Consider the following 24,272-nt stretch of genomic DNA (forward strand, 5'->3'; position numbering starts at 1 on the left):
TCCTACAGTGGAACGGTGTACATCTGCGAGACATTGGTCGGCTGTCAGGCCGCCATCGCGGCGATGCGGCGACCCGACAAGCCCGGCTCCCACAGTTGATCGGTGTACGCCTCAGAGCCGAAAATGCCCCACCATCCCCTTCAACTCAACCCCCAACTGCGCCAACTCGATACTGGAAGCCGCATTCCCCTGCATCGCCAACGAAGACTGATCCGCACTGGCCCGGATACTCGTGACACTGCGGTTAATCTCCTCAGCCACTGAACTCTGCTCCTCGGCAGCCGCTGCAATCTGCTGGTTCATCTGCTGAATCAAAGACACTGCCGCCGCGATACTCCCCAGCGCACTCTCCGTCTGCAACGCATCACTCACCGCCAGCTTCACCAGCTCGCCACTGTTCTGAATCTGCTGAACAGAAGACTGAGCCGCCGAGCGCAAGGCACTCACCAGTCGTTCAATCTCCTCGGTCGATTGCTGAGTGCGCTTGGCCAGGGCCCGCACTTCATCGGCCACCACCGCAAAGCCCCTGCCCTGCTCGCCGGCCCGAGCCGCCTCGATCGCGGCGTTGAGGGCCAACAGATTGGTCTGCTCGGCCACACTCTTGATGACGCTCAGCACCGTACCGATGTTCTGGATTTCCGCACTCAAGCTTTCGATGCTCGAACTGGCCGAGGTAGCTGAGTCCGCCAACTGTTCGATCCGCGCCATGCTCTGGCGCACCACCTGCTGACCACTTTCAACTTTTCCGTCTGCCGTCTGCGCTGCCTGAGCTGCTTCCTCCGCGTTACGCGCAACGTCGTGCACGGTGGCGGTCATCTGATTCATCGCGGTAGCGACCTGTTCGGTCTCTTCCTTCTGGCTGCTGACTTCAAGATTGGTCTGCTCGGTCACCGCCGACAGCGACTGTGCTGAACTGGCCAACTGTTCGATACCCGCCTGCAAACCGCTGACAATACTGCTAAGCCCCGCGCCCATCTGCTGCATGGCCTGCATCAGCTGCCCGATCTCATCACGTCGGGTCACTTCAACCGTCGCACTCAAATCGCCAGAGGCAATCTGTTGAGCAACACGGATCACGCTGCGCAGCGGTGCCACGATCAACCGGGTAATCACCCAGGCCGCAATCAGCCCGACCAGCAACGCCAGCGCCGAGGAACCGATGATCAGCAGCGAGTTCTTTTTCAGCTCCGCCTGCATCGACTGGTCTTCGGCGACATAGGCCTGGTCCACCCGCTCCACCACTTGGGCGGCTCGCTGATGGAGTTGCTCATAGACGGTTTTTTCCTGCGCCAGCAGGCCGGTGTACTCGGCGAGTTTTTCGCTGAATCCGCCAATGTGTCCGACCACTTCATTGAGGACCGTCTGGTAACCCTCATCCTTGACCGTGGTTTTCAACTGCTCGGCCTGGGTCAGTGCCTGGTCGGCCTGCTCGATCTTGCCCTGCCCTGCGCTGTCGTCGCCCTTGCGGCTCAGGTCCAGGCGCACACGCGCTTCGTTCATGGCTTGCAACATCAACCGCGACACCTGGCTGACCTGATTGGCCTGTTCGATGAACTGACCACCGTCCTTGCCTTCGGATTCCTTCAAGGTATAAGCGCCGTCATCGGCCAGCCCGGCCTGCAGCACGTCGAGGTTATTGGCCACGCTGGACACCGACCAACTGGCCATCTCCAGTGCCAGGTCCTTGGCCTGGCTGAGCGAGACGAACTCGTCAAAGGCCTTGCGGTAAGCCCCCAGGGACTGCTCGACGTCATTCATCACCGGCACGTTGGCCGCAGACGCCGCTTTCAGTTGGGCTGCCAGGGCGAGCAGGCCGTCAACGCCCTCGCGCAGCGCGTCAGCGGTTTTCGGGTTGCCGTGCAAGGCGTATTCCTGCTCGAGCAGTCTCACCTTGAGCAAGCCGCTGTTGAGCGACGACATCTGCTTGAGCCCGTCGAAGCGCTGGCTGATGGTTTGCAGGGACCATACGCCGATGGCCGCCACCAAGGCGGTCAACAACAGCACCAGTACAAACCCGACACCCAGTTTTTTCGCCATACCGAGGTTGGCAAAACGTCCTTGCACGGCCGAAATCATTGCACTTAGTCCCCTGACATAGTCTGTTGACGCAGATTCGCAACGGGCCTGTATCAACACAAGTCTCTGGCGTCGGAATAATGGCAAAAAGCTACGCTCCCGTCGTTTTCAGAACGCTTGAGGTCGATCCAGAGCGGTGGCCTGAAAAAACGCCCGGGCTCGCGGATCACAGGCATAGGCCACATTGATACGCTGCCAGTCGCTGGCCTCTGCGGTGGGACTGAATGCCGTCGCAGAAGACAACAGGACACCGAAGCGCTGGGCTTGTTTGCGCACCTGAGCGTAGTCGGACATCCGCGATCGCGCCCAGATGAACAGGCCACCGACGGGCTTGCCGAAAACCTCCCATTCGGCGTCTTCAAGCACTTGCAACGCAGCCTCCCTGTCATTGCTCAAACGCTGGCGCTGGCGCTGGACCAATTTGCGGTAGGCACCGCTGGCTAAAAGGCTTGCCAGCACCGACTCGCAAAACCGTGAAGCGCCCATGCTGCTGATCATCTTGACCTCGGCCAGCCGCGAAATAACCCCAGCGCCGGCCACTACAAAACCAACCCGCAATGAACTGCTGAGGGTTTTGGAGTAGCTGCCGACGTAGATCACGTTGTCATCGATACCCAACGCAGCGAGACGCGTACCGGGGCCGCTGTACAAATCCGCATAGACGTCATCCTCGATCACCAGAAGGTCATAAGTTTTGGCCAGTTGCACAACCCGCTGCGCCACCGCCGGCGCCAGGCTGCTGCCAGTGGGATTGTGATAGAAGCTATTGATAAAGATCCCGCAGGGCCTGTACTTAGCCAGCAGCGCCTCAAGCGCTTCAATGTCCGGTCCGCACGGGGTTCGCGGCACCTCGATCATGCTGACACCCTGCAGCCTGAGCAAATCGAACAGCAAGGAATAACCGGGATTCTCCACCACCACGCAATCACCCGGTTTGAACAAGGTCCGCACGATCAGGTCCAGCCCCTGACTGGCCCCCGCCGTTGTCAGGATCCGGCTTTCCTCCACCAGGATATCGAGCTGTTTCAGCCGTTTGTTGATCTGCTGGCGCAAGGCTGGCAGGCCCAGCGGCGTGCTGTAGTTGAACAGGCCGGCCATGTCGGTGCGGCTGACCTGACGGATCGCGTAGCTCAGGTCGTCAGTTTCGCGCCAGCTCTCGGGCAGTCCGCCGCACCCCAGTTTGAGTTCGCCCGAGGTGCGGCCCTGCTTCACTTCTACCCCCTCGAACCTGGGGCAATCCTGTTGCCCCTGAGCGGCCAGCACTGGCATGGCGACAATGAAACCGGCGCCATGCGACGCCAGCACCCCTTGAGCCACCAGACGCTCACAGGCCTCAATGACGCTGGACTGACTGAGCAAATTGATCCGGGCGATTTGCCGCACGGAAGGCAAACGCGTCCCCGGTGGCACCTCGCCACGGCATAGCCAGCAGGCTAGCGCGTCGACGATTTGCTGTACGACCGGCACCAATGCCTGTCGATCGATTCTCAACTCCATGAGCAAGCAAACTCCTGTCCGTTTTGCGGGAAACAGTTAATCACAGGAGCGCTCGATCAGCTGTGCGACAACACCGCTAAAACCCTCGGTTCTAACCATTTGAAACACATTGTCTGGCACCTTTAAGGAACCGAAAAAAAACCCGCACAAATGCGGGTTTTTTCCTACGTTGCAGTGCCTGGTTTCAGAACGCCGTGACGCCGCCGTCCACCGCCAGTGAATGCCCCGTGGTGAACGCCGCGCCGTCGCTGCACAGGTACAGCACCGCACTGGCGATTTCCTCGACCTTGCCGATGCGCCCGACCGGGTGCATGGCATTGGCGAACTCGCCTTTCTTTGGGTCGGCTTCATAGGCACGACGGAACATGTCGGTGTCGATCACTGCCGGGCACACCGCATTCACCCGAATCTTTTTCTTGGCGTATTCGATGGCCGCCGACTTGGTCAGGCCGATTACCGCATGTTTCGACGCCGCGTAAATACTCATCTTCGGCGCAGCCCCGAGACCGGCTACCGAAGCGGTGTTAACGATTGCACCGCCACCCTGGGCCAACAGCAATGGCAACTGGTACTTCATGCACAACCAGACGCCTTTGACGTTGACGCCCATGATCGCGTCGAACTCATCGACCGTGCCTTCGGCCAGTTTGCCTTTCTCGATCTCGATGCCCGCGTTGTTGAAGGCATAGTCGAGACGGCCGTAGGTATTGACCACTTCGTCCATCAGATTTTTTACATCGCTTTCCAGCGTGACGTTGCAGCGCACGAAGGTGGCTTCGCCGCCAGCGGTACGAATCAGCGCCACCGTGCCCTCACCACCTGCCACGTCCAGGTCGGCCACTACCACTTTCAAGCCTTCAGCGGCGAACGCCTGGGCGGTCGCGCGGCCAATACCATTGGCCGCGCCCGTTACAACGGCAACCTGGCCAGCAAACGTCATGCTCATTGTTATGTCCTCGAAGAGAAGATGCGGGGATCGCGTGTTCGCAATCTAGCCACAAGGGCCTGCGGCGCGGCAGCACTATCAGAAGGCCGGTTGGGTGCCCATGAGTGACAGTGATAAAACCGCCGGCTCGACTATCACTGCACTGGATCGATGTGCATTCGCCGTATCAGCCAAACTTGCGGCATCGTTCATGAAGGTCTATCAACAAGTCTTCATTCATCTTGAGTGCCTGTCATGACTACCCAGACCAACCGCCAGTTCCTGCTCGCCAAACGTCCGGTGGGCGCGGCGACCCGCGAAACCTTCACCTATCAAGAAGTACCGGTCGGCGAACCGGCGGCGGGTCAGATCCTGGTCAAAAACGAATACCTGTCCCTGGACCCGGCCATGCGTGGCTGGATGAACGAGGGCAAGTCCTACATCCCGCCGGTCGGAATCGGCGAAGTGATGCGCGCATTGGGTGTAGGCAAAGTCGTCGCCTCGAATAATCCGGGCTTCGCGGTCGGGGACTACGTCAACGGCGCCTTGGGTGTGCAGGACTACTTCCTCGGCGAGCCTCGGGGTTTCTACAAGGTCGATCCGAAACTGGCGCCTCTGCCGCGCTATCTGTCCGCGTTAGGCATGACCGGGATGACCGCTTATTTCGCCCTGCTCGATGTCGGCGCGCCAAAGGCTGGCGACACAGTGGTGCTGTCGGGCGCAGCCGGTGCGGTGGGCAGCATTGCCGGGCAGATCGCCAAAATCAAAGGCTGCCGCGTCATCGGCATTGCCGGGGGCGCGGACAAGTGCCAGTTCCTGATCGACGAACTGGGTTTTGACGGTGCCATCGATTACAAAAACGAAGACGTCCACGCCGGCCTCAAGCGCGAATGTCCGAAAGGCGTCGATGTGTATTTCGATAACGTCGGCGGCGATATCCTCGACGCGGTGTTGAGTCGCCTGGCCATGAAAGCGCGGGTGGTGATCTGTGGCGCCATCAGCCAGTACAACAACAAGGAAGCAGTCAAAGGCCCGGCCAACTACCTGTCGCTGCTGGTCAACCGCGCGCGGATGGAAGGTTTTGTGGTGATGGACTATGCCGCGCAGTTCGCCGCCGCCGGGCAGGAAATGGCCGGCTGGATGGCCAAGGGGCAGCTCAAGAGCAAGGAAGATATTGTCGAAGGACTGGAGACGTTCCCGGAGACGCTGATGAAATTGTTCAGCGGCGAGAATTTCGGGAAGTTGGTTCTGAAGGTTTAACCCGACATTTAAAGTCGCCACAAAACCAATGTGGGAGCGAGCCTGCTCGCGAAGGCAGAGTGTCAGCCGACATCAATGTTGACTGATACACCGCCATCGCGAGCAGGCTCGCTCCCACATTTGATCTTCAGCGTTTGATTAGGCCAGTTCGGCGACTACGGCTGCCAACGCCTTGGCCGGATCCGCGGCCTGGCTGATCGGACGGCCAATCACCAGATAATCGGAACCGGCATCCAGCGCCTGACGCGGGGTCAGAATGCGGCGCTGATCGTCCTGGGCGCTGCCCGCCGGACGAATCCCCGGGGTCACCAGTTGCAGCGACGGGTGCGCCGATTTCAGGGCCTGGGCTTCCAGGGCCGAGCACACCAGACCGTCCATCCCGGCTTTTTCCGCCAACGCGGCCAGACGCAACACTTGCTCCTGCGGCTCGATATCCAGACCGATACCCGCCAGGTCTTCACGCTCCATGCTGGTCAGCACGGTCACGCCGATCAGCAGTGGTTTGGGACCGGTGCGCTGGTCAAGCACTTCGCGGCACGCGGCCATCATGCGCAAACCGCCGGAGCAGTGCACATTGACCATCCACACGCCCATTTCCGCAGCCGCCTTGACGGCCATGGCGGTGGTGTTCGGGATGTCATGGAACTTGAGGTCCAGGAACACTTCGAAACCCTTGTCACGCAGGGTGCCAACGATTTCCGAAGCGCAGCTGGTGAACAGTTCTTTACCGACTTTGACCCGGCACAGCTTCGGGTCCAACTGATCGGCCAGCTTCAGTGCGGCGTCACGGGTGGGGAAATCCAGGGCGACGATGATAGGAGTCTGGCAGGCGGACATGAGTGGGCTCTCAGGCAGGTCGAAATCGGCGCGCATTGTAGCGGAACCAGCGCCTCTGCGGGACCCGATGATCGGTAATTCGTCGAGGCAGCTCAAGCAAGACTAGCCCTTGCACCCATTATGTCGAGTCGGATACACACATGACACGCCTGCAACACCCTTCAACGTTACCTTCGGCAGCCGCAACACGTCCTACAGCACTTCCCGCCTCCGGGCCGGACGCCTATGCTGAAACCACAACCTCGCAGCCCATCTTTGTGGTTGGCAGCCTACCTGGCAGATGAACGCACGCATGCACAACCTCCACGCCCCTGTGAACGACGATCAAAAAGCGCCCGGCGACGACAAACGCTGGAGCATTCGCGCCCTGATCGTCGACGATGACGTCCCGATCCGCGAATTGATGATCGACTATCTGGCCCGGTTCAACATTCACGCCAGCGGCGTCACCGATGGCACCGCGATGCGCCTGGCGCTGCAAGCGGAGCATTTCGACGTGGTGGTGCTCGACTTGATGTTGCCCGGCGAAGACGGTTTGTCACTGTGTCGCTGGCTGCGCGCCGAATCGGACATCCCGATTCTGATGCTCACCGCCCGCTGCGAACCCACCGACCGGATCATCGGCCTGGAACTGGGCGCCGACGATTACATGGCCAAGCCGTTCGAACCGCGAGAATTGGTGGCGCGCATCCAGACGATCCTGCGCCGGGTACGCGACGATCGCACAGAACAACGGGCCAACATCCGTTTCGACAACTGGCGCCTGAACAGCGTGCTGCGCCAGTTGATCGCCGCCGATGGCTTGGTGGTGCCGTTGTCCAACGCCGAGTTCCGTTTGCTCTGGGTATTCATCGAACGTCCGCGCCGGGTGCTCAGCCGCGAACAACTGCTGGACGCCGCTCGCGGTCGCTCGATCGAAGCCTTTGATCGCAGCATCGACTTGCTGGTCTCGCGCCTGCGCCAGAAACTCGGCGATGACCCCAAAGCCCCGCAGTTGATCAAGACCGTTCGCGGTGAGGGTTATCTGTTCGACGCCAGAGACATCGGCTGATGCGCGCGCGCTTCGATACGCTCTTCGGCCGCCTGTTTGGCATGCTGCTGGTGGCGATCATCCTGGCGCACGTATTGGCGTTTTTCTGGTTTCACTATTACGGCCCACCGCCGCCCCCTCCGCCGCCGGGGTTTTCCGAAAACGTCGACGGACAGCGCCCGCCGATGGACCCGCGCTTCGGAAATCGGCCACCGCGGCCGTGGTTCGGCGGCCCCTTGGTGCCGCTGACCTTTCAACTGGTCTCGCTGATCATCGCCGCCTGGTACGGCGCCAAACTGCTGAGCCGGCCGATCCAGCGCTTGAGCGATGCCGCCGAGCGACTGAGCGAAAACCTCGACAGCCCGCCTCTGGATGAGTCCGGCCCACGGGAGGCACGGCAAGCAGCGCACACCTTCAACAAGATGCAGCAACGCATTCGAGAACAAGTGCAGCAACGCTCGCGGATGCTTGGCGCCGTCTCCCACGACCTGCGCACGCCGCTGTCGCGGCTCAAGCTGCGACTGGAGCAGATCGACGACGACAAACTGCAAGGCCAGATGCGTCAGGATCTGGACGACATGATCGGCATGCTCGACGCCACGCTCACCTACCTGCACGAGCAGCGCACCAGTGAGGCCCTGCAGTGGATGGACGTGCAGGCGCTGGTCGAATCCCTGAGTGAAAACGCCCAGGACCAGGGCGCCGATGTGCTCACCAGCGGCCACTGCGCACCGCTGCAAGTGCAGCCGATGGCCTTGCGTTCGTGCATCAACAACCTGCTGGACAATGCCCTGCGTTATGCCGGGCAGGCCATGATTACGCTTGAAGACACCCGCGAAACCCTGGTGATCCGGGTCATCGACCATGGGCCGGGTATTGCGGCGGATAAACGTGAAGCCGTGTTCGAGCCGTTCTTTCGCCTCGAAGGATCGCGCAACCGCAACTCCGGTGGGGTCGGGCTGGGCATGACCATCGCCCGCGAAGCGGCCGAACGCCTGGGCGGGCAGTTGAGCCTGGAAGAAACGCCCGGTGGTGGCCTGACAGCCGTGATTCGTCTGCCCCGATCCTGATCACCGCTCTGTGTACCGTTCGGTACAAACCCCATATACCCACGACAACTTGCCCCTTGAGGCTGCATAAGCCGGTGCACCCACCGGTTATCCATTCCAAGGAGTGAGCGCAATGATCGGTAGCGTCAGCAGTTACACGAGCTATACCAGCACCAGCAGCACCACGACCAACACCGCCCGCAGTCAGCAGTTTCAGAAAGATCTGCTCGCCAAACTGGACAACAACAGCGACGGCGCGGTGGATCAGGATGAACTCAAGAGTGCCCTGTCGCAGAAAACCGACGACGGTCTGCTGGTCAGCCTGAGCAAGAATTTCGCCGACCTGGACAGCGACGACAGCGGCAGCCTGAGCGGTGAAGAAATGGCCGCGATGGCCCCTCCGCCGCCACCGCCACGGGACCAGGCACCGAACACCGAACTGGCTGACGCGCTGATCAGCGCCCTGGACGCCGACGGTGACGGCGCCATCAGCAGCGATGAACTGAGCAACGGCCTGGCCAATGCCGGCAGCAGCGCCGACAGCACAGAAATCTTCTCGGCTCTGGACAAGAACGAGGACGGCTCCGTCAGCCAGGACGAACTTACCGCCAGCCTCGCCCCGCCTCCGCCGCCCCCTCAACCAGTGTCCAGCGAAGAACTGTTCAGCCAGCTCGATACGGACAGCGACGGCAGTGTCAGTGCCAGCGAACTGACCAGCGCGTTGCAGACCAGCAGCACCTCATCGACCAGCACCGACACCAGCGCCGCGTTGCTCAAAGTGCTGGATAGCGACAGCAGTGGCGGTGTCAGCAGCGACGAGTTGAACGCGGCGTTGCAAGCCGGCCGCGAGCGAAACACCGACAGCTCCACCGATCAGTCGAACGTGACCGAAGCCCTGAACAAAATGATCGCCAACCTGAGCAAGCAGTACTCGCTCGACAACGTGGCGACCGTGGGCAAATACCTGAACGTCGCGACCTGAGTCAAAAGCATCGCGAGCAGGCTCGCTCCCACAGTTGATCTGCATTGATCACATAATTTGTTATCGATACAAAATCAATGTGGGAGCGAGCTTGCTCCGGGCGGCGTTCCGACGAAGAGGCCCTAAGCCCCAACAAAAATCTCAGGGCCGACGATCCTAAACCCGAGCCTGGCTCTTGCTCCAGTCGTTCAGCAGGCTGTAGGCCACGGCCAACAACGTCGGCCCGATGAACAAGCCAATAAACCCGAAGGCAATCAACCCGCCAAACACCCCGAGCAGGACAATCACCAGCGGCAAATTCCCGCCCCGGCTGATCAGGTACGGTTTGAGCACGTTGTCGACGCCACTGATGATGAACATCCCCCAAATTCCGAGAAACACCGCCATCCCGTACTCGCCCTTCCAGGCCAGCCAGGCCGTGGCCGGAATCCACACCAGTGGCGGCCCCATCGGAATCAGGCTCAACAAAAACGTGACGATCCCCAGTACCAGCGCCCCGGGCACCCCGGCAATCAAAAAACCGACCAACGCCAGAACCGCCTGGGCCGCCGCCGTCCCGATCACGCCGTTCACCACCCGCTGCACCGTGCCCGCCACCAATTCAATGTAATACCCGGCACGGTCACCAATCAGCCGTTCCAGCAACCCGTGAACAAACGCCGCCAGACGCGGCCCGTCACGGTAGAAAAAGAACACGAAGACGATACTCAACGTCAGCTCAAGAATCCCGCCGCCAATCTGCGCGCTGCGCGCCAGCAGCCAGTTGCCGACCTGGCCCAGATAAGGTTTGACCGCCAGCATCATCGCCGCGCCCTGCTGATCGATGCTGTTCCAGACCCCCACCAGCCGCTCGCCCACCAAGGGAATACTGCCCAGCCAGGTCGGCGCTTCCGGCAGCCCGTCGACCTGCACATCCTTGATGAACGCAGTGGCATCGCGCACATGGTCCGCGAGGTTGAACCCCAGCCAGACCAACGGCAACGCCACCAGCAACATCCAGCCCAGCGTCAGCACTGCGGCCGCCAGAGATTCGCGACCATTGAGCAAACGCGTCAGTAAACGCATCAACGGCCAGCTGGCAAACGCCAGCACCGCGCCCCAGAACAGCGCCGACCAGAACGGCGCCATCACCCAGAAGCTCGCGCCAAACAGCACCAGGAGCAGGATCTGCACCAACAGCCGATCGTTATTGATCATCTAAATCTCGAAAAAAGTCAGTCCGCAAAAGAGTAGGCGAACGCAGCGTGTACGTTCACCTGATAAAGCTTACCGCAACAGTTCGATGTGCAAGCCAGCGCCCTCGACGCTGCCGGCTTCCATCCTGGCGGTACGCACACCCTGCCCGATCAGTGCCTGACGCCAGGCTTCGGCCTTAGGCCCGGAAACACTGACCCGCAACGTGGTGTCCAGATTCAGCCCACGAGAGATCAGGCGCAGCCAGGCCTCGTCAGGATCGCCGGTCAATTTGGGGAAATCGAGTTCACCGGTGCTTTTGAGTTCTCGAAGCAAGGTTGCAGAAGTCGGCAGCAAATCACCCAGCGGCGCGGTGGCGTCAAACTGTTCGACGTGCAGATACGCTTTGCGATTGCCGCGCGTGATGCTGTAAAGCGCCACCAGCGTGTTGTCCTGTGGGGCCGCGAGGCGCAACAGCAAATACGCTTGCTGATCATCTGCGCCATAAAGCTTGGCATTGCCGAAGACATCATTGGCCCACAGGCTGCTTTCGCCGCAATCACGGGCCTGGCACCAGAACAGCAACTGGGCATCCTGCTTCTGCAAGGCTTCACGAGCGGCGGTGAAGGCCTCGGTGGAGGAATGCTCCGGTGGCAACTCGTAGGTCACCGAAGTGGTTTGCCCTCGGGCAGCGACCTGGCCGTCAAAGCGCAACTGGCCGCTGATTTTGCGGATCGAGCCCAGTGGATAGATCCGCTCAAGTTCGGCGACCGGACGATAGTCAACGATCTGCGCATCGGCCATACGCGGCACGATCGGCAAGTCCTGACTGCCCGGGACATCGGCAGCAAACGACAGGGGACTGAAACAACACAGCGCCAGCAGACTGAGTGAACGCATGGATAGACTCATCGGATCAGCATGGCCTGGGCACCCTTGATGATACTGGCGTCATCGATGCGCTCAGGCACCAGCAAACCGCGCTGTACCGCCGGACGCGCCTCCATGCTTGCCATCCAGCGCTGCAGGGCCGGCAAACCGTCGACCTCGACACCCGACCACTCATGGCCACGGACCCACGGATAAGTGGCGATGTCGGCAATGCTGTACTCACCGGCCAGAAACTCCACGGCTTGCAGGCGCGTGTCGAGCACTTCATAGAGGCGGCGGGTTTCATGTTGATAGCGGTCGATGGCGCCCTGGAGTTTCTCCGGGAAATAACGGAAAAACACGTTGGCCTGACCTTGCATCGGGCCGATTCCACCCATCTGGAACATCAGCCATTGCAGGACCACTGAACGCCCCTTGGGGTCTTTTGGCAGCAGTTTGCCGCTCAGTTCAGCCAGGTAAATCAGGATCGCGCCGGATTCAAACACGGCGAAATCGCCGTTGGCGCGGTCGACAATCGCCGGAATCCGGCCATTGGGATTGATCTTGAGGAAGCCCTCGGACTTCTGTTCCTTTTTGTCGAAACTCAAGGCGTGCACCGTGTAGGGCAGGCCGAGTTCCTCGAGCACGATAGAGACCTTGTGGCCATTCGGGGTCGCAGCGGTGTAGAGATCTATCATGGTTGTCTCCCATTTCAACCCGCCCAGCCTCGACAGTTGCCCGGCGCAAGTCAAGGAACGGCGAAGAACCGATTGAAACAGTCTGCGACAAGGTCGGCACCGGGTTCGTCATTCAGGTGCAAATGATGCCCGCCAGGCAGCTGTTCACGGCTAAAGGGTAGACGCTCCAGCAACTCGGGATGTTTGGCGAGCATGCCGTCGGCAGCCACCACCAGTTTTGCAGGACAACTGACCCGCTGGACGAAGGCCATCGCCTGTTCTGTGGTCAGACGCAGCGGCGACGGTAACGTCAGGCGGTTATCGGTGCGCCAGGTATAGCCGCCCGGCACCGGCATCAATCCACGTTGGGCCAGCAGTTCTGCAGCTTCGCGACTGACAGCGACCAAGCCTTTCATGCGCGCCTCGATGGCCCGGTCGAGGGTGTTGTAGACCGGTTTGCGCTTCTCCCGCAAATCCAGCTGCGCTTGCAGGGCCATGCCCATCCGTTCGGCAGCGTTTTCGCCTTTGTCTGTAGGAGGAATGACGCCGTCGATCAACGCCAGATGGGTCACGCGCTCCGGTAACGAACCGGCCAGCACCAGCGAAACGATCGCGCCCATGGAATGCCCCAGCAGCCCAAAGCGCTTCCAGCCCAATTGCTCGGCCACTTGCAGCACGTCATGAGCGTAGTCCCACAGTGCGTAACCGGCACCGGTCGGCCGATGCCCGGAATGACCGTGACCGGCCATGTCCAGCGCGATAATGCGCAAGCCTTTGAGCTTCGGCGCCAGCCGGGCGAAGCTGTTGGCGTTGTCCAGCCAGCCATGCAAAGCGATCACCGGCATGCCGTCTTCGGGGCCGAACAAGTGCGCTGCCAACTCGATATGCGGCAGGCTCAGGCGAACTTCTTCAACGACGTTGCTCATGCGCAATCCTGTTGGCGGCGACCTTCCCAACGGCTGAACAGGTTCTTCAGCAGCGTGGCCGTGTCCTGGGGACGTTCGAGGGGAAACATGTGGCCGCCAGGCATGGTCAGGGACTCGCCCTGCGGCAAGCGACCCACGAGGCTTGCGTGATGACGCATCACCACCCGGCTCTTGTGCCCGCGAACCACCGCCAGCGGCACTTTCAGTTGCCGTGTGCGGCCGGGACTGGTGTGCGGCACGCCGCGATAGATACTGATTTCCGTGGCCGGGTCGAAGCGCAGGCGCAGCCTGTCGCCCACCTTGTGCAAGCCGTGTTGCAGGTAAGCGTCGAAGCATTCCGGGTCGAAACTGCGAAACAGGGTTTTGCCAGCGAAATAGAGTCGGGCGGCTTCCAGATCGGCGAACTCTTCCCGACGTCCCAGCGTACGGCCGGCCGGGGTCAGGCGATCGATGAAACCGAAACGTTTGGCGGCGCGAATCACCCATTGATCAGCGCGGGTCAGCACCGGCGAATCAAGCATCACCACGCCGCGATAGAGTTCGGGACACCGCAACGCCGCGTGCAGGTGCAGCACGCCACCGAAGGAATGGCCGACGCCCCACACCGGTTCCGGTTGCTGCTTGAGGTGATGAATCAGCTCGTCGACCAGGTTGTACCAGTTGTCGTCCGCCGGAAAACGCGGGTCGTGGGCGTGCTGCTGCAGATGCGTCACCTGATACTCGGGCGCCAGCGCCGCGAACAACTTGCCATAGGTGCCCGAGGGGAAGCCGTTGGCGTGGGCGAAAAATATCTGTTGCGACATACCGATGATCCATCAACGAAAACAAGGGTTGATTGTCCGTAAGACGGCGTCCTACAGCAATGACCGTAAGTGCCAGGAATGATGACAGTCCGGTCATGGCTATGTCGCAAAACTTAAATCTGATGAAGCTCTATGTAGCAGCTGCCGAAGGCTGCGTTCGGCTGCTACAAGGAATCGCGTTTCAGCGGGCGGGTGGATTCTCACCCAATGGCACCACCGCCATGGTCAACCGCGACACACAACTGGCCTTGCCCTCGTCGCTGGTCAATCGGATATCCCAGACATGCGTCGTGCGGCCAATGTGAATTGGCTTGGCCACCGCGGTAACCCGCCCACTGCGCAAGCCGCGCAAATGGTTGGCGTTGATTTCCAGGCCCACGCAGTAAAACTTGCTGGCGTCGATGCACAGGTAACTGGCCATCGAGCCGACCGTTTCGGCCAGCACCACCGAGGCGCCGCCGTGCAGCAAACCGTAAGGCTGGTGAGTGCGATGGTCGATGACCATGCTCGCGGTCAGGGACTCGTCGTCGAAGGCTTCGAAGCGAATATCCAGCACTTCGCCGATGGTGTTTTTCTGGATTGCGTTCAACTGTTCAATGTTGGGATGGGTACGCCACAAGCTCATTGCTGACATCCTTTGTTGGTTTTATTCGTGACTCAATCCTGCCACAGCACCGCTTCACTGCGCTCGCTCCATTCTTCGAACCGCGCACCGTAGGTGGCTTCGATCACGTTGCGCTTGATCTTCAGGGTCGGCGTCAGGAAGCCGTTTTCCACCGCCCAACTGTCCTTGACCACCACCAATCGATGCAAGCGTTCGTGTTTGTCGAGGACGCCGTTAACCTCCTCCAGGAGTTTTTCCAGGCTTGAATGCAGGCCCGCACGCGCCGTTCCGCTGGCGTCCTGCTGACCGACCGCCGAGAGCACGCACAACCCCAGCGGCGCACTCAGGCCATCGCCCACCACGCACACCTGCTCGATGCGCGAATGCTCCGCCAGACGATTTTCGATGGGCGCCGGGGCGACGTATTTGCCTTTGCTGGTCTTGAATATTTCCTTCAGTCGCCCGGTCAGGCGCAGGTTGCCTTCGGCGTCCTCCTCGCCCTTGTCGCCGGTGCGCAGGAAGCCGTCCTCGGTGATGGTTTCGGCGGTTTTCTCAGGCTCCTTGAAATACCCGAGCATGGTCGCGCCGCTGCGCACCATGACCTCGCCCGACTCGGCGATCCGCACCTCGACCTCCGGGCACGGCTTGCCGATCCAGCCGGGTTTGTTCTGGCCCGGCCGGCAAACGTGCGAATAGCCGCAACTTTCGGTCATGCCGTAGACCTCCAGTACATCCAGCCCCAGTTTGCGGTACCACAGCAGCAAGGTCTGCGGCACTGGCGCGGCGCCGGACAAAGCGATGCGCAAGGCATCCAGCCCGAGCCCGGCCAGGACTTTGTGGCCGACCCGCTTGCCGATGATCGGCAAACCGAGCAGGAAGTCGAGGCGTTTTGCCGGGATCTTGCTGTACACGCCCATCTGGAATTTGGTCCAGATCCTCGGCACACCGAACAGCGCGGTCGGACGTGCACGGCGCAAATCGGTCAGGAAGGTGTCGAGACTCTCGGCAAAAAACACCGTTTGCCCGGTGTAGATCGACGCCAGCTCGACGAACATCCGCTCGGCGACATGGCACAGCGGCAGGTAGGACAGCAGTCGATCCGACTCATTCAAGCCAAACAGCTGCGTACCGCGAGTGGTGGCAAACCCCAGATTGGCGAAACTGTGCATCACGCCTTTGGGTATGCCAGTGGTGCCGGAGGTGTAAATGATGGTCGCCAACTGGTCGGCGGACGGCTTGGGATCGTCCTGGATCGGTGAGCTCTTTTGCAGATCGGCCCAGCTGAAATCGAACGTGCCGGGTGGATGCAACGGCAGGCTGATCGTCGGCAGATTGGCGCTGACCCCGCGAGACATGCCGGGCCAGTCATCGAGTTTGCCGATGAACGCCAGCGCCGCTTCGGAATGTTCAAGGACCTGGGCCACGGTCTCGGCGGTGAGGTTCGGGTAGAGCGGCACCGAGACATGACCGGCCATCCAGATCGCCAGGTCGGCGATGATCCAGTGCGCGCAGTTTTTTGAGATCAGGGCGATGTGGCTGCCGTGGGGCAATTCGCGCGCGCGCAACCAATGCGCGGCGCAGCGCGCCTGATGCCCGACGTCTTCCCAGGTCAGCGTTTCGACCTGGCCGCCGCCCGTGGGCTGGACCAAAAAACGCTGGCGGGGATGGCGCGCTTCACGCTCGTAGAAAACGTCCAGCGGCAAACGAAAAGCAGCAGGCATGCGACTCGCTCCTTTATTTCTGGTCTGGAGCAAGCGTAGCCAACCAAGCAGTTGCTCGGTTGACTATTTTACGGGTGCTTGATGCCGTTGAGTTTCATCGCGCCGGCCAGCGGCAAATCACCTTCAAGTTCTGCAAGGCCGGCAGTGCGGACCGCTTCCGGGTCCTGCACATGTCCATGCTGAAGGTAACCCAGCAAGTTACCCACCAGCGGGTTATGACTGACCAGCAACGCGTGATCCACAGACACCAACTGCTCCGCCACCGCTTGCGGGCGGTTGTCGGGGGTCAGCCAGTCGACGGTGCGAATCTCCGGCGCGAAATTCAGCGCTGTACGCACAATTTCTGCGGTCTCCTGCGCTCGCAGGTAAGGACTGGCATAGATCGCGGTCAGCGGCTTGCCGGCCAATTCGGCGGCACTGCGCAGCACTTCTTCACGACCATGGGCCGTCAGTGCCCGTTCCGAATCAGGACGCTTGCCGTGTGGCTCGGCTTCACCATGACGCAGTATCCAGAGTTTCATAGCTTGGGCTCCTCATCTCGGACCGGGTGTGGTGCCGGCGCCACAGCGTGCGGTGCTTCACCTTCCGGTGTACGCGGCGTCGGCCAGTCGGCGAACGGCCACGGTTTCTGGTCGCTGTGGAAGCTGCCGAAACGACCGATCTGCGCCAGGAACTGGCTCAGGCTGTCGCCGAAGTTCATCAGGCTGGCGCTCGGGGCGCCATATATCAAACGATAGATCAGTTGAACCAACACCACGGCGCCGAGGATGAATTGCGCCACTTGCCAGACCAACACGTAGACGATCATCCACAACACACGCAGCAGGATGGATTCGTACTTGGCTTCTGTTTTCGGATCGTTCATGTCTCGCTCCCTGCCCCTGTCAATTGAGTGCTCAGTTGAAACCGCTGGTGGAAATAAAGTCGACGTCGGTTTTCGGCTCGGCACGCATCAATAGACCGATTACCTGCTCCAGCGTGCGCCCTTCAAACAGAATGGCATGCAGCCCGGCGACCAGCGGCATGTACACGCCCACCTCCTGAGCCTTGGTCTTGAGCACCTTGAGGGTGTTCACCCCTTCGGCGACTTCGCCCAGGCGCGTCACTGCATCTTCCAGGCTCAAGCCCTGGCCGAGGGCGAAACCGACCTGGTAGTTACGGCTTTTCGGAGACGAGCAGGTGACGATCAAATCGCCGACGCCCGCCAAACCGAGGAAGGTCATCGGGTTGGCGCCCTGATTCACCGCAAAGCGGGTCATTTCCGCCAGCGCCCGGGTGATCAGCATGCTCTTGGTGTTTTCACCCATGCCCAACGCCACCGCCATGCCGGCGATGATCGCGTAAACGTTTTTCAGCGCGCCGCCCAACTCCACGCCGAAGCGGTCCGCGCTGGCGTACACGCGAAAGGTCCGGCCATGCAACGCCTCCTGGACCCGCTGGCAGAGTTCTTCGTCTTCGCTGGCGACCACCGTGGCGGTCAGCGCGTGTTCGGCGATTTCACGGGCCAGGTTCGGCCCGGACAGCACGCCGATGCGCGCTTGCGGAGCGATCTCTTCGAGGATCTCGCTCATCAGTTTGAAGGTGTGGGCTTCGATGCCTTTGGTCAGGCTCACCAGCAATTTGCCGCTCAAACGCTCGGCGTGCGGCATCAATACCGAGCGCAGCGCGCTGGATGGCAGTGCGACGAAGCACAGGTCGCAGGCTTGCAGAGTGGCCAGCAGGTCGGTGACCGCTTCCACGGCCGGCAGAATCTTGATGCCTTTGAGGTAACGCGGGTTCTCGCGATTGACCCGAATGGCCTCGGCCTGCTCGGGGTCACGCATCCACAGCCGGACCTGATGCCCGTTCTCGGCCAGCAGATTAGCCACGGCGGTACCAAAACTTCCGCCTCCCAGGACCGCAATTGGGCGCTGTTCAGTCATATGCAATCCGTTAATCCATACCAGTGGCGATGACGGCATTATACGGAGCGGCCCAGTGGCGGCCAGCCCCCGCATCAATTACCGGCACTTGTAGGAAGAAGACCAAGAAAACCGAGGAAAATGCCCACAACGTGACTGGAAAAGTCATTGCGCTCGGTTAACATGCGCGCCAATTGTTCGCTATCAAGGATGTGTTGTGTCGTTTGGCTCCCCTTCACCTCGCTCGCCGCTGGTACTGGCGCTGATTTTCAGCTCGCCATTGCTTGCCGACGACTTGTTCCTCGACAGCGAGCCGCTGCCGCAAGTATTGACCGCGACGCGACTCAAGCAGTCGCCGGCCGCGGTACCGGGGAGCATGACGGTGATCGACAGCGAACTGATCAACGCCAGTGGCGCCCGGGACATCAGCGAATTGCTGCGACTGGTGCCGGGAATGATGGTCGGCAACATCAACGGCAACCAGGCGGCAGTGAACTATCACGGCACCAATGCGACCGAAGCGCGACGCCTGCAAGTCTTGATCGACGGCCGCTCGGTGTACCGCGCAGGCCTGGCCACGGTGGACTGGAGTGACATTCCGGTGGCCCTGGAAGACATCGAACGCATCGAAGTTTTTCGCGGCCCGAACACCGTCAGCTACGGCGCCAATGCGCTGATGGCGGTGGTCAACATCATCACGCGCAACCCGGCCGACAGCCACGGAACGCGGATGAAAGTCACCCGTGGGCAGCGCGGCATCGACGACTTTTACGCCAGCCAGGGCGTGGGCTGGGACGGCGGCGACCTGCGCCTGTCGCTGTCCGGCCAGCAAGACGACGGCTTCGACTCAGACCGAAACGGCGCCGACTACCGCGACAGCCGCCGCTTAAACCGCTTCAACCTCGCGGTCAGCCAGACGCTCACTGAAAACCAGAGCATCGACTGGCAATTGAATGCCAAGGACGGGAGCAACCAGCGTCCGTATACCTACCGCCCGGTCTTCTCGGGGATTACCGATGCCGGGAACAATTCCGACGTCATCGCCAAGGACTACGCCGGCTCGCTGCGCTGGAACCTCGACATCAATCCCGATCACAGCCTTTACATCCAGGGCTCGGCGCAGCACTGGGATCGTCAGCAGACCTGGCGGGCCTGCGATGCCGAGGTCTCGTTCAGCCCGCAATTGACCGAACTCTGGCAGCTCAACCCGAATTACACCGAACGCCTGGCGCGCAACATGGAGCGCTACACCGGCCCGGGCGCGCCCGCAGGTGACCCGGCCCAACGCGCACTGGGCAATCAAGTGCTGGACCAATGGCGAAACGGTGCCCGGCAAACCCTCTGTGGCGATATTGACCAGAGCACCCGGGAATCGCGCTACGACCTTGAATTGCAGGACACCCTCAGCCTGTCCGACAGTCTGCGACTGGTCAGCGGCATGAACTATCGTTACGACCGGGCAGATTCCGAGACCTACTTCAATGGCACTCTCGACGACACCACCTGGCGGGCGTTCGGCCAACTCGAGTGGCGCGCCACCGAACATTGGTTGCTGCAGGGCGGCGCGATGTTCGAAGACACGCAATTGATCGGCAGTTCGCTCACCCCGCGGGTGGCGGTCAACTACCTGATCAACCCGCGCCATGGCCTGCGGGCGGTGTATTCGGAAGCCATCCGCTCGCCGGACATGTTCGAGAACAACGTCAACTGGAGCTATCAGGTAAAGAACCTGCGACCCAGCGCCTATGGCCAGTCCAGTGCCCGTTATTTCGTCAAGACCCGTGGCCCCGGCGACCTCGAACAGGAACACATGCGCTCCCGGGAGCTGGGCTACAACGGCTACTTTGCCGAAGTGGGGCTGGCGGTCGATGTGAAGCTGTTCTACGACGAAATCACCGGGATGATCAGCGAACCGCTGCGCAACAATCAGTACATCGCCAGCAACTCAAACAGCGCGCGCCTCGAAGGGGCAGAAACTCAGCTCGACTGGCGAATCAGCAGCACTGATCGCCTGCGCCTGACCTATGCCTACGTCGATGCCGAGGCGAGCAACCCCTTGGATGCACAACAAACGGCTCGAAACAGCGGTTCCGCCGGTTGGCTGCGCAACTGGGGCCATGGCTGGAACAGCGCGCTCTTCTACTATGGTGACGATGCCCTGAACGGCTACCGCTTCGAACGGGTCGACACGCGCATCGCCAAACGCATCGGCCTGGGCAAGGCCAGCCTGGAACTGGCCGGCGTGCTCCAGCAACGCCTCGACAGCCAGCCCACAACCTTCGCCGACAACAACTACGACGAGCGCCGGGTGCTTTACTTCAGCGCAGAGCTGGCGTTCTAGGATGCTGTATCGCCCGTCACGCAAGACGCCAATCCTTGGCCGCCTGCTGGCAGGGCTGTACCTGGTGTTTGCCGGGCTGCTGAGCAGCCTGGCGGCCAGCGCCGCGGACATTTTGCTGACCGGCGCCGACGACAGCCCCGGCGCGCAATCCTTCGCCCAGTCCCTGCGCGAGATGCGCCCTGACGACAGCGTGCGTTTCCAGACATTGGCCAGTCTGCCGGCGCCAGGCAAACTGCCCGCTGGCACCCGTCTGATTCTGCTCGACCTGCCAAGCCTCGACTGGCGCCTGCAAGACCCCCAAGGCCCGGCGACGTTGGTCCTGCGCATCAGCCGCCTGCAAGCCCGCCAGCGTCTGGGGACCACCCTACCCTCACACCTCAGCCTGCTGTGGAGCGATCAGCCTTTGGACCGGCAATTACGCCTGATCCGGCTCCTCCTGCCCCATGCCAAACGCGTGGGTGTGCTCTTCGACAGCCACAGCGAATTCCTGTTGAAAGAATTGCATCAGGCCGCCCACTCCCTGGGCCTTGAGGTGGTTACCGAGCGCTGGGATAACACCAACGACAGCCGACCGCTGCAGACCTTGCTGAAGAACAGCGACGTGTTGCTGGGCCTCGACGACCCCGATTTGTACAACCCGAAAACCGCGAAGAACCTGCTACTTAGCAGCTACGCGCGGCAAATGGCGTTGATCGGCCCCAATCCCGGATTCGTCAAGGCTGGCAGCCTGGCCAGCACCTACAGCGATCAGAGTGATTGGCTGGAGATTCTCAATGAGCTGCTCGACCGACCATCAACGACATGGCCACGCGCGCATTACCCGCAACATTTCAAAGTCTTGAGTAACCCGCAGGTGGCTCGTTCATTAGGTATAGAACAGATGCCTGATGCGTTTGTCGCAACACAGTTGGCCGCAGGAGAACGCCACCCATGACCTTCCGTCGCCGCTGGGACATCAACACCCGCACACAGATCATCAGCCTCGGCCCTGCCCTGTTGCTGACGTTGCTGTTGATCAGTTTCTTCACCTTCGTGCGGATCCAGGACCTGCGTCAGGAGCTCAACCGCACCGGGCAATTGATCGCCAACCAACTGGCGCCGGCCACCGAATACGGAGTGATCTCGGGCAACAACGAGGTGCTCGACAGTTTGCTCAAGGCCACCCTGGCCACGCCCAATGTGCGCTTTCTGGAAGTCCAGGACAGCGCCAACCGGATTCTGGTGTACGTCGAGCAACCGTCGGAAACCCACAACCGCTCGCACCAGGTCGAAGTGTTCCAGGCCCCGGTGCGGCTGCAACGCATCCAGCTGCACAATGATTTCCTGCAGGGCAGCCGCGTCGCCAACACGGCGCCCACCGAGGATTATCTGGGTCGGGTGATCGTCGGCCTGTCCAATGACGCCTTCAGCCAGCGTCAGCAGGAAATCCTGTTCAAGGCCGGGATCCTGGCGCTGTTCGCCCTGCTGTTTACTTTTCTGGTCGCCCGGCGACTGGCCGGCAGCCTGTCGCAACCGATCCGCGACATCGGCAACGCGGTCAAGGCGATTCAGGACGGCGACTACAAAACGCCGCTGCCGATCGTCGACGACACCGAACTGGGCGCGTTGTCGCAACACATCAACAACCTCGCCAACGGGCTCGAACAAGCCAGTCGCGAACAGCATCAAGCGATGGCGCAGTTGATTCAGACTCGCGAGGAAGCGGAAAAGGCCAACAACGCCAAGTCCGATTTCCTTGCGATGATGAGCCATGAACTGCGCACGCCAATGAATGGCGTGCTGGGCATGCTGCAACTGCTGGAAACCACCGAGATGACCGAGGAGCAGGTCGAGTACGCGGCGCTCGCCTCGGAGTCCACCGAACACCTGCTCAAAGTCATCAACGATATTCTCGATTTCTCGCGCATCGAGCGTTCGGAACTGGAGCTGGAGCACATTCCGTTCAACCTTGCCGACCTGATCGGCAGTTGCGCCCAGTCGTTCTCGCACAGCGCCGGGCAACGCGGGCTCGACCTGGCGCTGTCGATTCCGGACGACATGCGCGCGTTGCAGGTGCAGGGCGACCCGACGCGGATCCGGCAGATCCTGGTCAACCTGATTGGCAATGCGCTGAAATTCACCGAACAGGGCCGTGTCAGCATCGAACCGCAATGGCAGTCGCTGGATCACGAATTGCTGTGGTTCACCTGCACTGTGCGCGACAGCGGGATTGGTATCTCGGCTGAAAGCCTGGAATTGATGTTCAACGCCTTCCAGCAGGCCGACAGTTCTATTTCGAGGCGATACGGTGGCACCGGGCTGGGCCTGCCGATTGCTCGCACGCTGGCTGAACGCATGGGCGGCACATTGCGCGCCCAGAGCGAGGAAGGTCGCGGCTCGGTGTTCACCCTGGAAATCCCGCTGGCGCTCTATAAACAGACGCTGCCCGTGCTGACGCCACGCACACCGACCGGCAGCGGTGATGGCGAAGGGCGCAACGTGTTGCTGGTGGAAGACAATCCGGTCAATCAGACGGTCATCGAAGCAATGTTGCGCAGTCTGGGCTTTACTGTCAGCGTCGTCACCGATGGCGCCCAGGCAGTACGCAGTGCCGAGAGTCTGATTTTCGAAGCGATTCTGATGGACTGCCGGCTACCCATCATCGACGGCTACGAGGCCACCCGACAGATTCGCCAATTACCCGGTTGCACAGACTTGCCGATCATCGCGCTGACCGCCAACGCCTTGCAGGGTGACCGCGAAGCTTGTTTATCGGCGGGAATGAACGATTACCTGGCCAAGCCCTTCAAACGCACAGATTTGCAGCAAATTCTGCAGCGCTGGGTGCAGTAGTGCAGGCCTTTCGGCTATCTGTGACTGGCGTGAAAGGCGAAAGTGCGGCAGTCTTAGGCACCCGAACAGGCCCGAAAAGGGGCTTGAATAATAATTTCAGTGCACAAGTGTACATTCATGTCCTTGGTGCTGTGACTTTCACCACAACGCAATAGTCTATGAGTAGGCTGCTGACTCGAGGCATGAACGCTTCGATCGGCCGGGAAGATTTGCCCCACCTGCCGCATGGGACTATTGAGGAGCTCGCATGACCAAACAAAACGCCTTTACTCGGGAAGACCTGCTGCGCTGCAGTCGCGGTGAGCTGTTCGGCCAAGGTAACGCGCAACTGCCCGCCCCTAACATGCTGATGGTGGATCGCATCACCCATATCAGCGAAGAAGGCGGCAAGTACGGCAAAGGTGAATTGGTCGCCGAGCTGGATATCACTCCGGACCTGTGGTTCTTCGCCTGCCACTTCGAAGGTGATCCGGTGATGCCAGGCTGCCTGGGCCTCGACGCCATGTGGCAACTGGTCGGCTTCTTCCTCGGCTGGCAAGGTCTGCCGGGCCGCGGTCGCGCCCTGGGTTCGGGCGAAGTGAAATTCTTTGGTCAGGTTCTGCCGACCGCCAAGAAAGTAACCTATAACATTCAGATCAAGCGCGTACTGAAAGGCAAGCTGAACCTGGCCATCGCCGATGGTTCGGTCAGCGTCGACGGCCGCGAGATCTACACCGCCGAAGGCCTTCGGGTCGGCGTTTTCACCTCCACTGACAACTTCTAAGGGTT

At 60.9% G+C, this 24,272-nt stretch carries 22 protein-coding genes and 1 pseudogene; 8 read left to right on the forward strand and 15 right to left on the reverse strand.

Annotated elements, in window-relative coordinates:
* Positions 1-111: 111 nt before the first annotated feature.
* The 4 genes and pseudogenes from ACMXYJ_RS25925 to ACMXYJ_RS25940 all read right to left on the reverse strand — a co-directional run bounded on the left by ACMXYJ_RS25925 (position 112) and on the right by ACMXYJ_RS25940 (position 4,519).
* Positions 112-993, reverse strand: a complete 882-nt coding sequence (locus tag ACMXYJ_RS25925) for a methyl-accepting chemotaxis protein (protein WP_371317146.1) — start codon at positions 991-993, stop codon at positions 112-114.
* A gap of 27 nt (positions 994-1,020) precedes the next feature.
* Positions 1,021-2,076, reverse strand: a pseudogene (locus ACMXYJ_RS25930) (methyl-accepting chemotaxis protein); the annotation flags it as partial.
* Between the two features lie 108 nt (positions 2,077-2,184).
* Entirely contained in the window at positions 2,185-3,573 is a 1,389-nt protein-coding gene (locus ACMXYJ_RS25935; RefSeq protein ID WP_415757466.1) for a PLP-dependent aminotransferase family protein, read from the reverse strand.
* Between the two features lie 184 nt (positions 3,574-3,757).
* Positions 3,758-4,519, reverse strand: coding sequence for an SDR family oxidoreductase (locus ACMXYJ_RS25940; protein WP_415757467.1), 762 nt, complete (start codon positions 4,517-4,519; stop codon positions 3,758-3,760).
* Between the two features lie 234 nt (positions 4,520-4,753).
* On the opposite strand from ACMXYJ_RS25940, the gene ACMXYJ_RS25945 reads away from it, so the two are divergent.
* Positions 4,754-5,758 carry an NADP-dependent oxidoreductase gene (locus tag ACMXYJ_RS25945; RefSeq protein ID WP_095132391.1) on the forward strand — a complete coding sequence of 335 codons (1,005 nt, stop codon included), beginning with the start codon at positions 4,754-4,756 and terminating at the stop codon, positions 5,756-5,758.
* A 138-nt stretch (positions 5,759-5,896) separates the two neighbouring features.
* Here ACMXYJ_RS25945 and pyrF read toward each other — a convergent pair whose 3' ends face one another.
* Complete coding sequence (gene pyrF / locus ACMXYJ_RS25950; protein ID WP_008148060.1) at positions 5,897-6,595, reverse strand: orotidine-5'-phosphate decarboxylase; 699 nt, start codon at positions 6,593-6,595, stop codon at positions 5,897-5,899.
* A 292-nt stretch (positions 6,596-6,887) separates the two neighbouring features.
* Between pyrF and ACMXYJ_RS25955 the strand changes: the two genes are divergently transcribed.
* From ACMXYJ_RS25955 to xopAW, 3 genes are all read left to right on the forward strand, one after another.
* Positions 6,888-7,646, forward strand: coding sequence for a response regulator (locus tag ACMXYJ_RS25955; protein WP_415757468.1), 759 nt, complete (start codon positions 6,888-6,890; stop codon positions 7,644-7,646).
* A complete protein-coding gene (locus ACMXYJ_RS25960) occupies positions 7,646-8,695 on the forward strand; it encodes a sensor histidine kinase (protein ID WP_415757469.1) in 1,050 nt (349 codons plus the stop codon). The genes ACMXYJ_RS25955 and ACMXYJ_RS25960 overlap by 1 nt, the downstream gene beginning before the upstream one ends.
* 112 nt (positions 8,696-8,807) lie before the next feature.
* Positions 8,808-9,656, forward strand: coding sequence for a XopAW family type III secretion system calcium-binding effector (gene xopAW, locus ACMXYJ_RS25965; protein WP_415757470.1), 849 nt, complete (start codon positions 8,808-8,810; stop codon positions 9,654-9,656).
* A gap of 156 nt (positions 9,657-9,812) precedes the next feature.
* Here the strand turns inward: xopAW and ACMXYJ_RS25970 are convergent, their stop codons facing one another.
* From ACMXYJ_RS25970 to ACMXYJ_RS26015, 10 genes are all read right to left on the reverse strand, one after another.
* Complete coding sequence (locus ACMXYJ_RS25970) at positions 9,813-10,853, reverse strand: AI-2E family transporter (RefSeq protein WP_415757471.1); 1,041 nt, start codon at positions 10,851-10,853, stop codon at positions 9,813-9,815.
* Between the two features lie 69 nt (positions 10,854-10,922).
* Positions 10,923-11,729 carry a DUF4892 domain-containing protein gene (locus ACMXYJ_RS25975; protein WP_415757472.1) on the reverse strand — a complete coding sequence of 269 codons (807 nt, stop codon included), beginning with the start codon at positions 11,727-11,729 and terminating at the stop codon, positions 10,923-10,925.
* Positions 11,730-11,737: 8 nt separating this feature from the next.
* Positions 11,738-12,397, reverse strand: coding sequence for a glutathione S-transferase family protein (locus ACMXYJ_RS25980; RefSeq protein ID WP_415757473.1), 660 nt, complete (start codon positions 12,395-12,397; stop codon positions 11,738-11,740).
* Positions 12,398-12,447: 50 nt separating this feature from the next.
* Positions 12,448-13,302 carry an alpha/beta hydrolase gene (locus ACMXYJ_RS25985; RefSeq protein ID WP_095132403.1) on the reverse strand — a complete coding sequence of 285 codons (855 nt, stop codon included), beginning with the start codon at positions 13,300-13,302 and terminating at the stop codon, positions 12,448-12,450.
* The gene (locus tag ACMXYJ_RS25990) at positions 13,299-14,105 is read right to left on the reverse strand and encodes an alpha/beta fold hydrolase (RefSeq protein ID WP_415757474.1); all 807 of its coding nucleotides are present in this window, start codon (positions 14,103-14,105) and stop codon (positions 13,299-13,301) included. Before ACMXYJ_RS25990 ends, ACMXYJ_RS25985 begins: the two co-directional genes overlap by 4 nt.
* Before the next feature lie 181 nt (positions 14,106-14,286).
* Entirely contained in the window at positions 14,287-14,730 is a 444-nt protein-coding gene (locus ACMXYJ_RS25995; protein WP_056743253.1) for a hotdog fold thioesterase, read from the reverse strand.
* 32 nt (positions 14,731-14,762) lie between these two features.
* Complete coding sequence (locus ACMXYJ_RS26000; RefSeq protein ID WP_415757475.1) at positions 14,763-16,430, reverse strand: AMP-binding protein; 1,668 nt, start codon at positions 16,428-16,430, stop codon at positions 14,763-14,765.
* A gap of 68 nt (positions 16,431-16,498) precedes the next feature.
* Positions 16,499-16,951, reverse strand: coding sequence for a phosphohistidine phosphatase SixA (gene sixA / locus ACMXYJ_RS26005; RefSeq protein ID WP_415757476.1), 453 nt, complete (start codon positions 16,949-16,951; stop codon positions 16,499-16,501).
* Entirely contained in the window at positions 16,948-17,295 is a 348-nt protein-coding gene (locus ACMXYJ_RS26010; RefSeq protein WP_008087808.1) for a DUF4389 domain-containing protein, read from the reverse strand. Before ACMXYJ_RS26010 ends, sixA begins: the two co-directional genes overlap by 4 nt.
* A 31-nt stretch (positions 17,296-17,326) precedes the next feature.
* On the reverse strand, positions 17,327-18,352 hold the full coding sequence (locus ACMXYJ_RS26015; RefSeq protein ID WP_056743259.1) for an NAD(P)H-dependent glycerol-3-phosphate dehydrogenase: 1,026 nt from the start codon (positions 18,350-18,352) through the stop codon (positions 17,327-17,329).
* 196 nt (positions 18,353-18,548) lie between these two features.
* Between ACMXYJ_RS26015 and ACMXYJ_RS26020 the strand changes: the two genes are divergently transcribed.
* The 4 genes from ACMXYJ_RS26020 to fabA all read left to right on the forward strand — a co-directional run bounded on the left by ACMXYJ_RS26020 (position 18,549) and on the right by fabA (position 24,267).
* Positions 18,549-20,672, forward strand: coding sequence for a TonB-dependent receptor plug domain-containing protein (locus tag ACMXYJ_RS26020; RefSeq protein ID WP_415757477.1), 2,124 nt, complete (start codon positions 18,549-18,551; stop codon positions 20,670-20,672).
* Position 20,673: 1 nt separating this feature from the next.
* Complete coding sequence (locus tag ACMXYJ_RS26025) at positions 20,674-21,606, forward strand: ABC transporter substrate-binding protein (protein WP_415757478.1); 933 nt, start codon at positions 20,674-20,676, stop codon at positions 21,604-21,606.
* Positions 21,603-23,504: an ATP-binding protein gene (locus ACMXYJ_RS26030; protein WP_415757479.1), complete on the forward strand. Its 1,902-nt coding sequence runs from the start codon at positions 21,603-21,605 to the stop codon at positions 23,502-23,504. The genes ACMXYJ_RS26025 and ACMXYJ_RS26030 overlap by 4 nt, the downstream gene beginning before the upstream one ends.
* Positions 23,505-23,751: 247 nt before the next feature.
* Entirely contained in the window at positions 23,752-24,267 is a 516-nt protein-coding gene (gene fabA / locus ACMXYJ_RS26035) for a 3-hydroxyacyl-[acyl-carrier-protein] dehydratase FabA (protein ID WP_046046480.1), read from the forward strand.
* The last annotated feature ends 5 nt before the right edge of the window (positions 24,268-24,272 follow it).

It is taken from the genome of Pseudomonas arabinosi (genome assembly GCF_047758675.1).
GTDB classification, from domain to species: domain Bacteria; phylum Pseudomonadota; class Gammaproteobacteria; order Pseudomonadales; family Pseudomonadaceae; genus Aquipseudomonas; species Aquipseudomonas arabinosi.

Excerpts from the sequence above, each read along its gene's own strand:
- ACMXYJ_RS25995 (WP_056743253.1), bottom strand. The coding sequence starts at position 14,730 with ATGAGCTTGTGGCGTACCCATCCCAACATTGAACAGTTGAACGCAATC.
- ACMXYJ_RS25980 (WP_415757473.1), bottom strand. The coding sequence starts at position 12,397 with ATGATAGATCTCTACACCGCTGCGACCCCGAATGGCCACAAGGTCTCT.
- sixA (WP_415757476.1), bottom strand. The coding sequence starts at position 16,951 with ATGAAACTCTGGATACTGCGTCATGGTGAAGCCGAGCCACACGGCAAG.
- xopAW (WP_415757470.1), top strand. The coding sequence starts at position 8,808 with ATGATCGGTAGCGTCAGCAGTTACACGAGCTATACCAGCACCAGCAGC.
- ACMXYJ_RS25960 (WP_415757469.1), top strand. The coding sequence starts at position 7,646 with ATGCGCGCGCGCTTCGATACGCTCTTCGGCCGCCTGTTTGGCATGCTG.
- ACMXYJ_RS26030 (WP_415757479.1), top strand. The coding sequence starts at position 21,603 with ATGACCTTCCGTCGCCGCTGGGACATCAACACCCGCACACAGATCATC.
- ACMXYJ_RS26000 (WP_415757475.1), bottom strand. The coding sequence starts at position 16,430 with ATGCCTGCTGCTTTTCGTTTGCCGCTGGACGTTTTCTACGAGCGTGAA.
- pyrF (WP_008148060.1), bottom strand. The coding sequence starts at position 6,595 with ATGTCCGCCTGCCAGACTCCTATCATCGTCGCCCTGGATTTCCCCACC.
- ACMXYJ_RS25945 (WP_095132391.1), top strand. The coding sequence starts at position 4,754 with ATGACTACCCAGACCAACCGCCAGTTCCTGCTCGCCAAACGTCCGGTG.
- ACMXYJ_RS26015 (WP_056743259.1), bottom strand. The coding sequence starts at position 18,352 with ATGACTGAACAGCGCCCAATTGCGGTCCTGGGAGGCGGAAGTTTTGGT.
- ACMXYJ_RS25985 (WP_095132403.1), bottom strand. The coding sequence starts at position 13,302 with ATGAGCAACGTCGTTGAAGAAGTTCGCCTGAGCCTGCCGCATATCGAG.
- ACMXYJ_RS25935 (WP_415757466.1), bottom strand. The coding sequence starts at position 3,573 with ATGGAGTTGAGAATCGATCGACAGGCATTGGTGCCGGTCGTACAGCAA.
- ACMXYJ_RS25975 (WP_415757472.1), bottom strand. The coding sequence starts at position 11,729 with ATGCGTTCACTCAGTCTGCTGGCGCTGTGTTGTTTCAGTCCCCTGTCG.
- ACMXYJ_RS25925 (WP_371317146.1), bottom strand. The coding sequence starts at position 993 with ATGCAGGCCATGCAGCAGATGGGCGCGGGGCTTAGCAGTATTGTCAGC.
- fabA (WP_046046480.1), top strand. The coding sequence starts at position 23,752 with ATGACCAAACAAAACGCCTTTACTCGGGAAGACCTGCTGCGCTGCAGT.
- ACMXYJ_RS26010 (WP_008087808.1), bottom strand. The coding sequence starts at position 17,295 with ATGAACGATCCGAAAACAGAAGCCAAGTACGAATCCATCCTGCTGCGT.
- ACMXYJ_RS25955 (WP_415757468.1), top strand. The coding sequence starts at position 6,888 with ATGCACAACCTCCACGCCCCTGTGAACGACGATCAAAAAGCGCCCGGC.
- ACMXYJ_RS25940 (WP_415757467.1), bottom strand. The coding sequence starts at position 4,519 with ATGAGCATGACGTTTGCTGGCCAGGTTGCCGTTGTAACGGGCGCGGCC.
- ACMXYJ_RS26025 (WP_415757478.1), top strand. The coding sequence starts at position 20,674 with ATGCTGTATCGCCCGTCACGCAAGACGCCAATCCTTGGCCGCCTGCTG.
- ACMXYJ_RS25970 (WP_415757471.1), bottom strand. The coding sequence starts at position 10,853 with ATGATCAATAACGATCGGCTGTTGGTGCAGATCCTGCTCCTGGTGCTG.
- ACMXYJ_RS25990 (WP_415757474.1), bottom strand. The coding sequence starts at position 14,105 with ATGTCGCAACAGATATTTTTCGCCCACGCCAACGGCTTCCCCTCGGGC.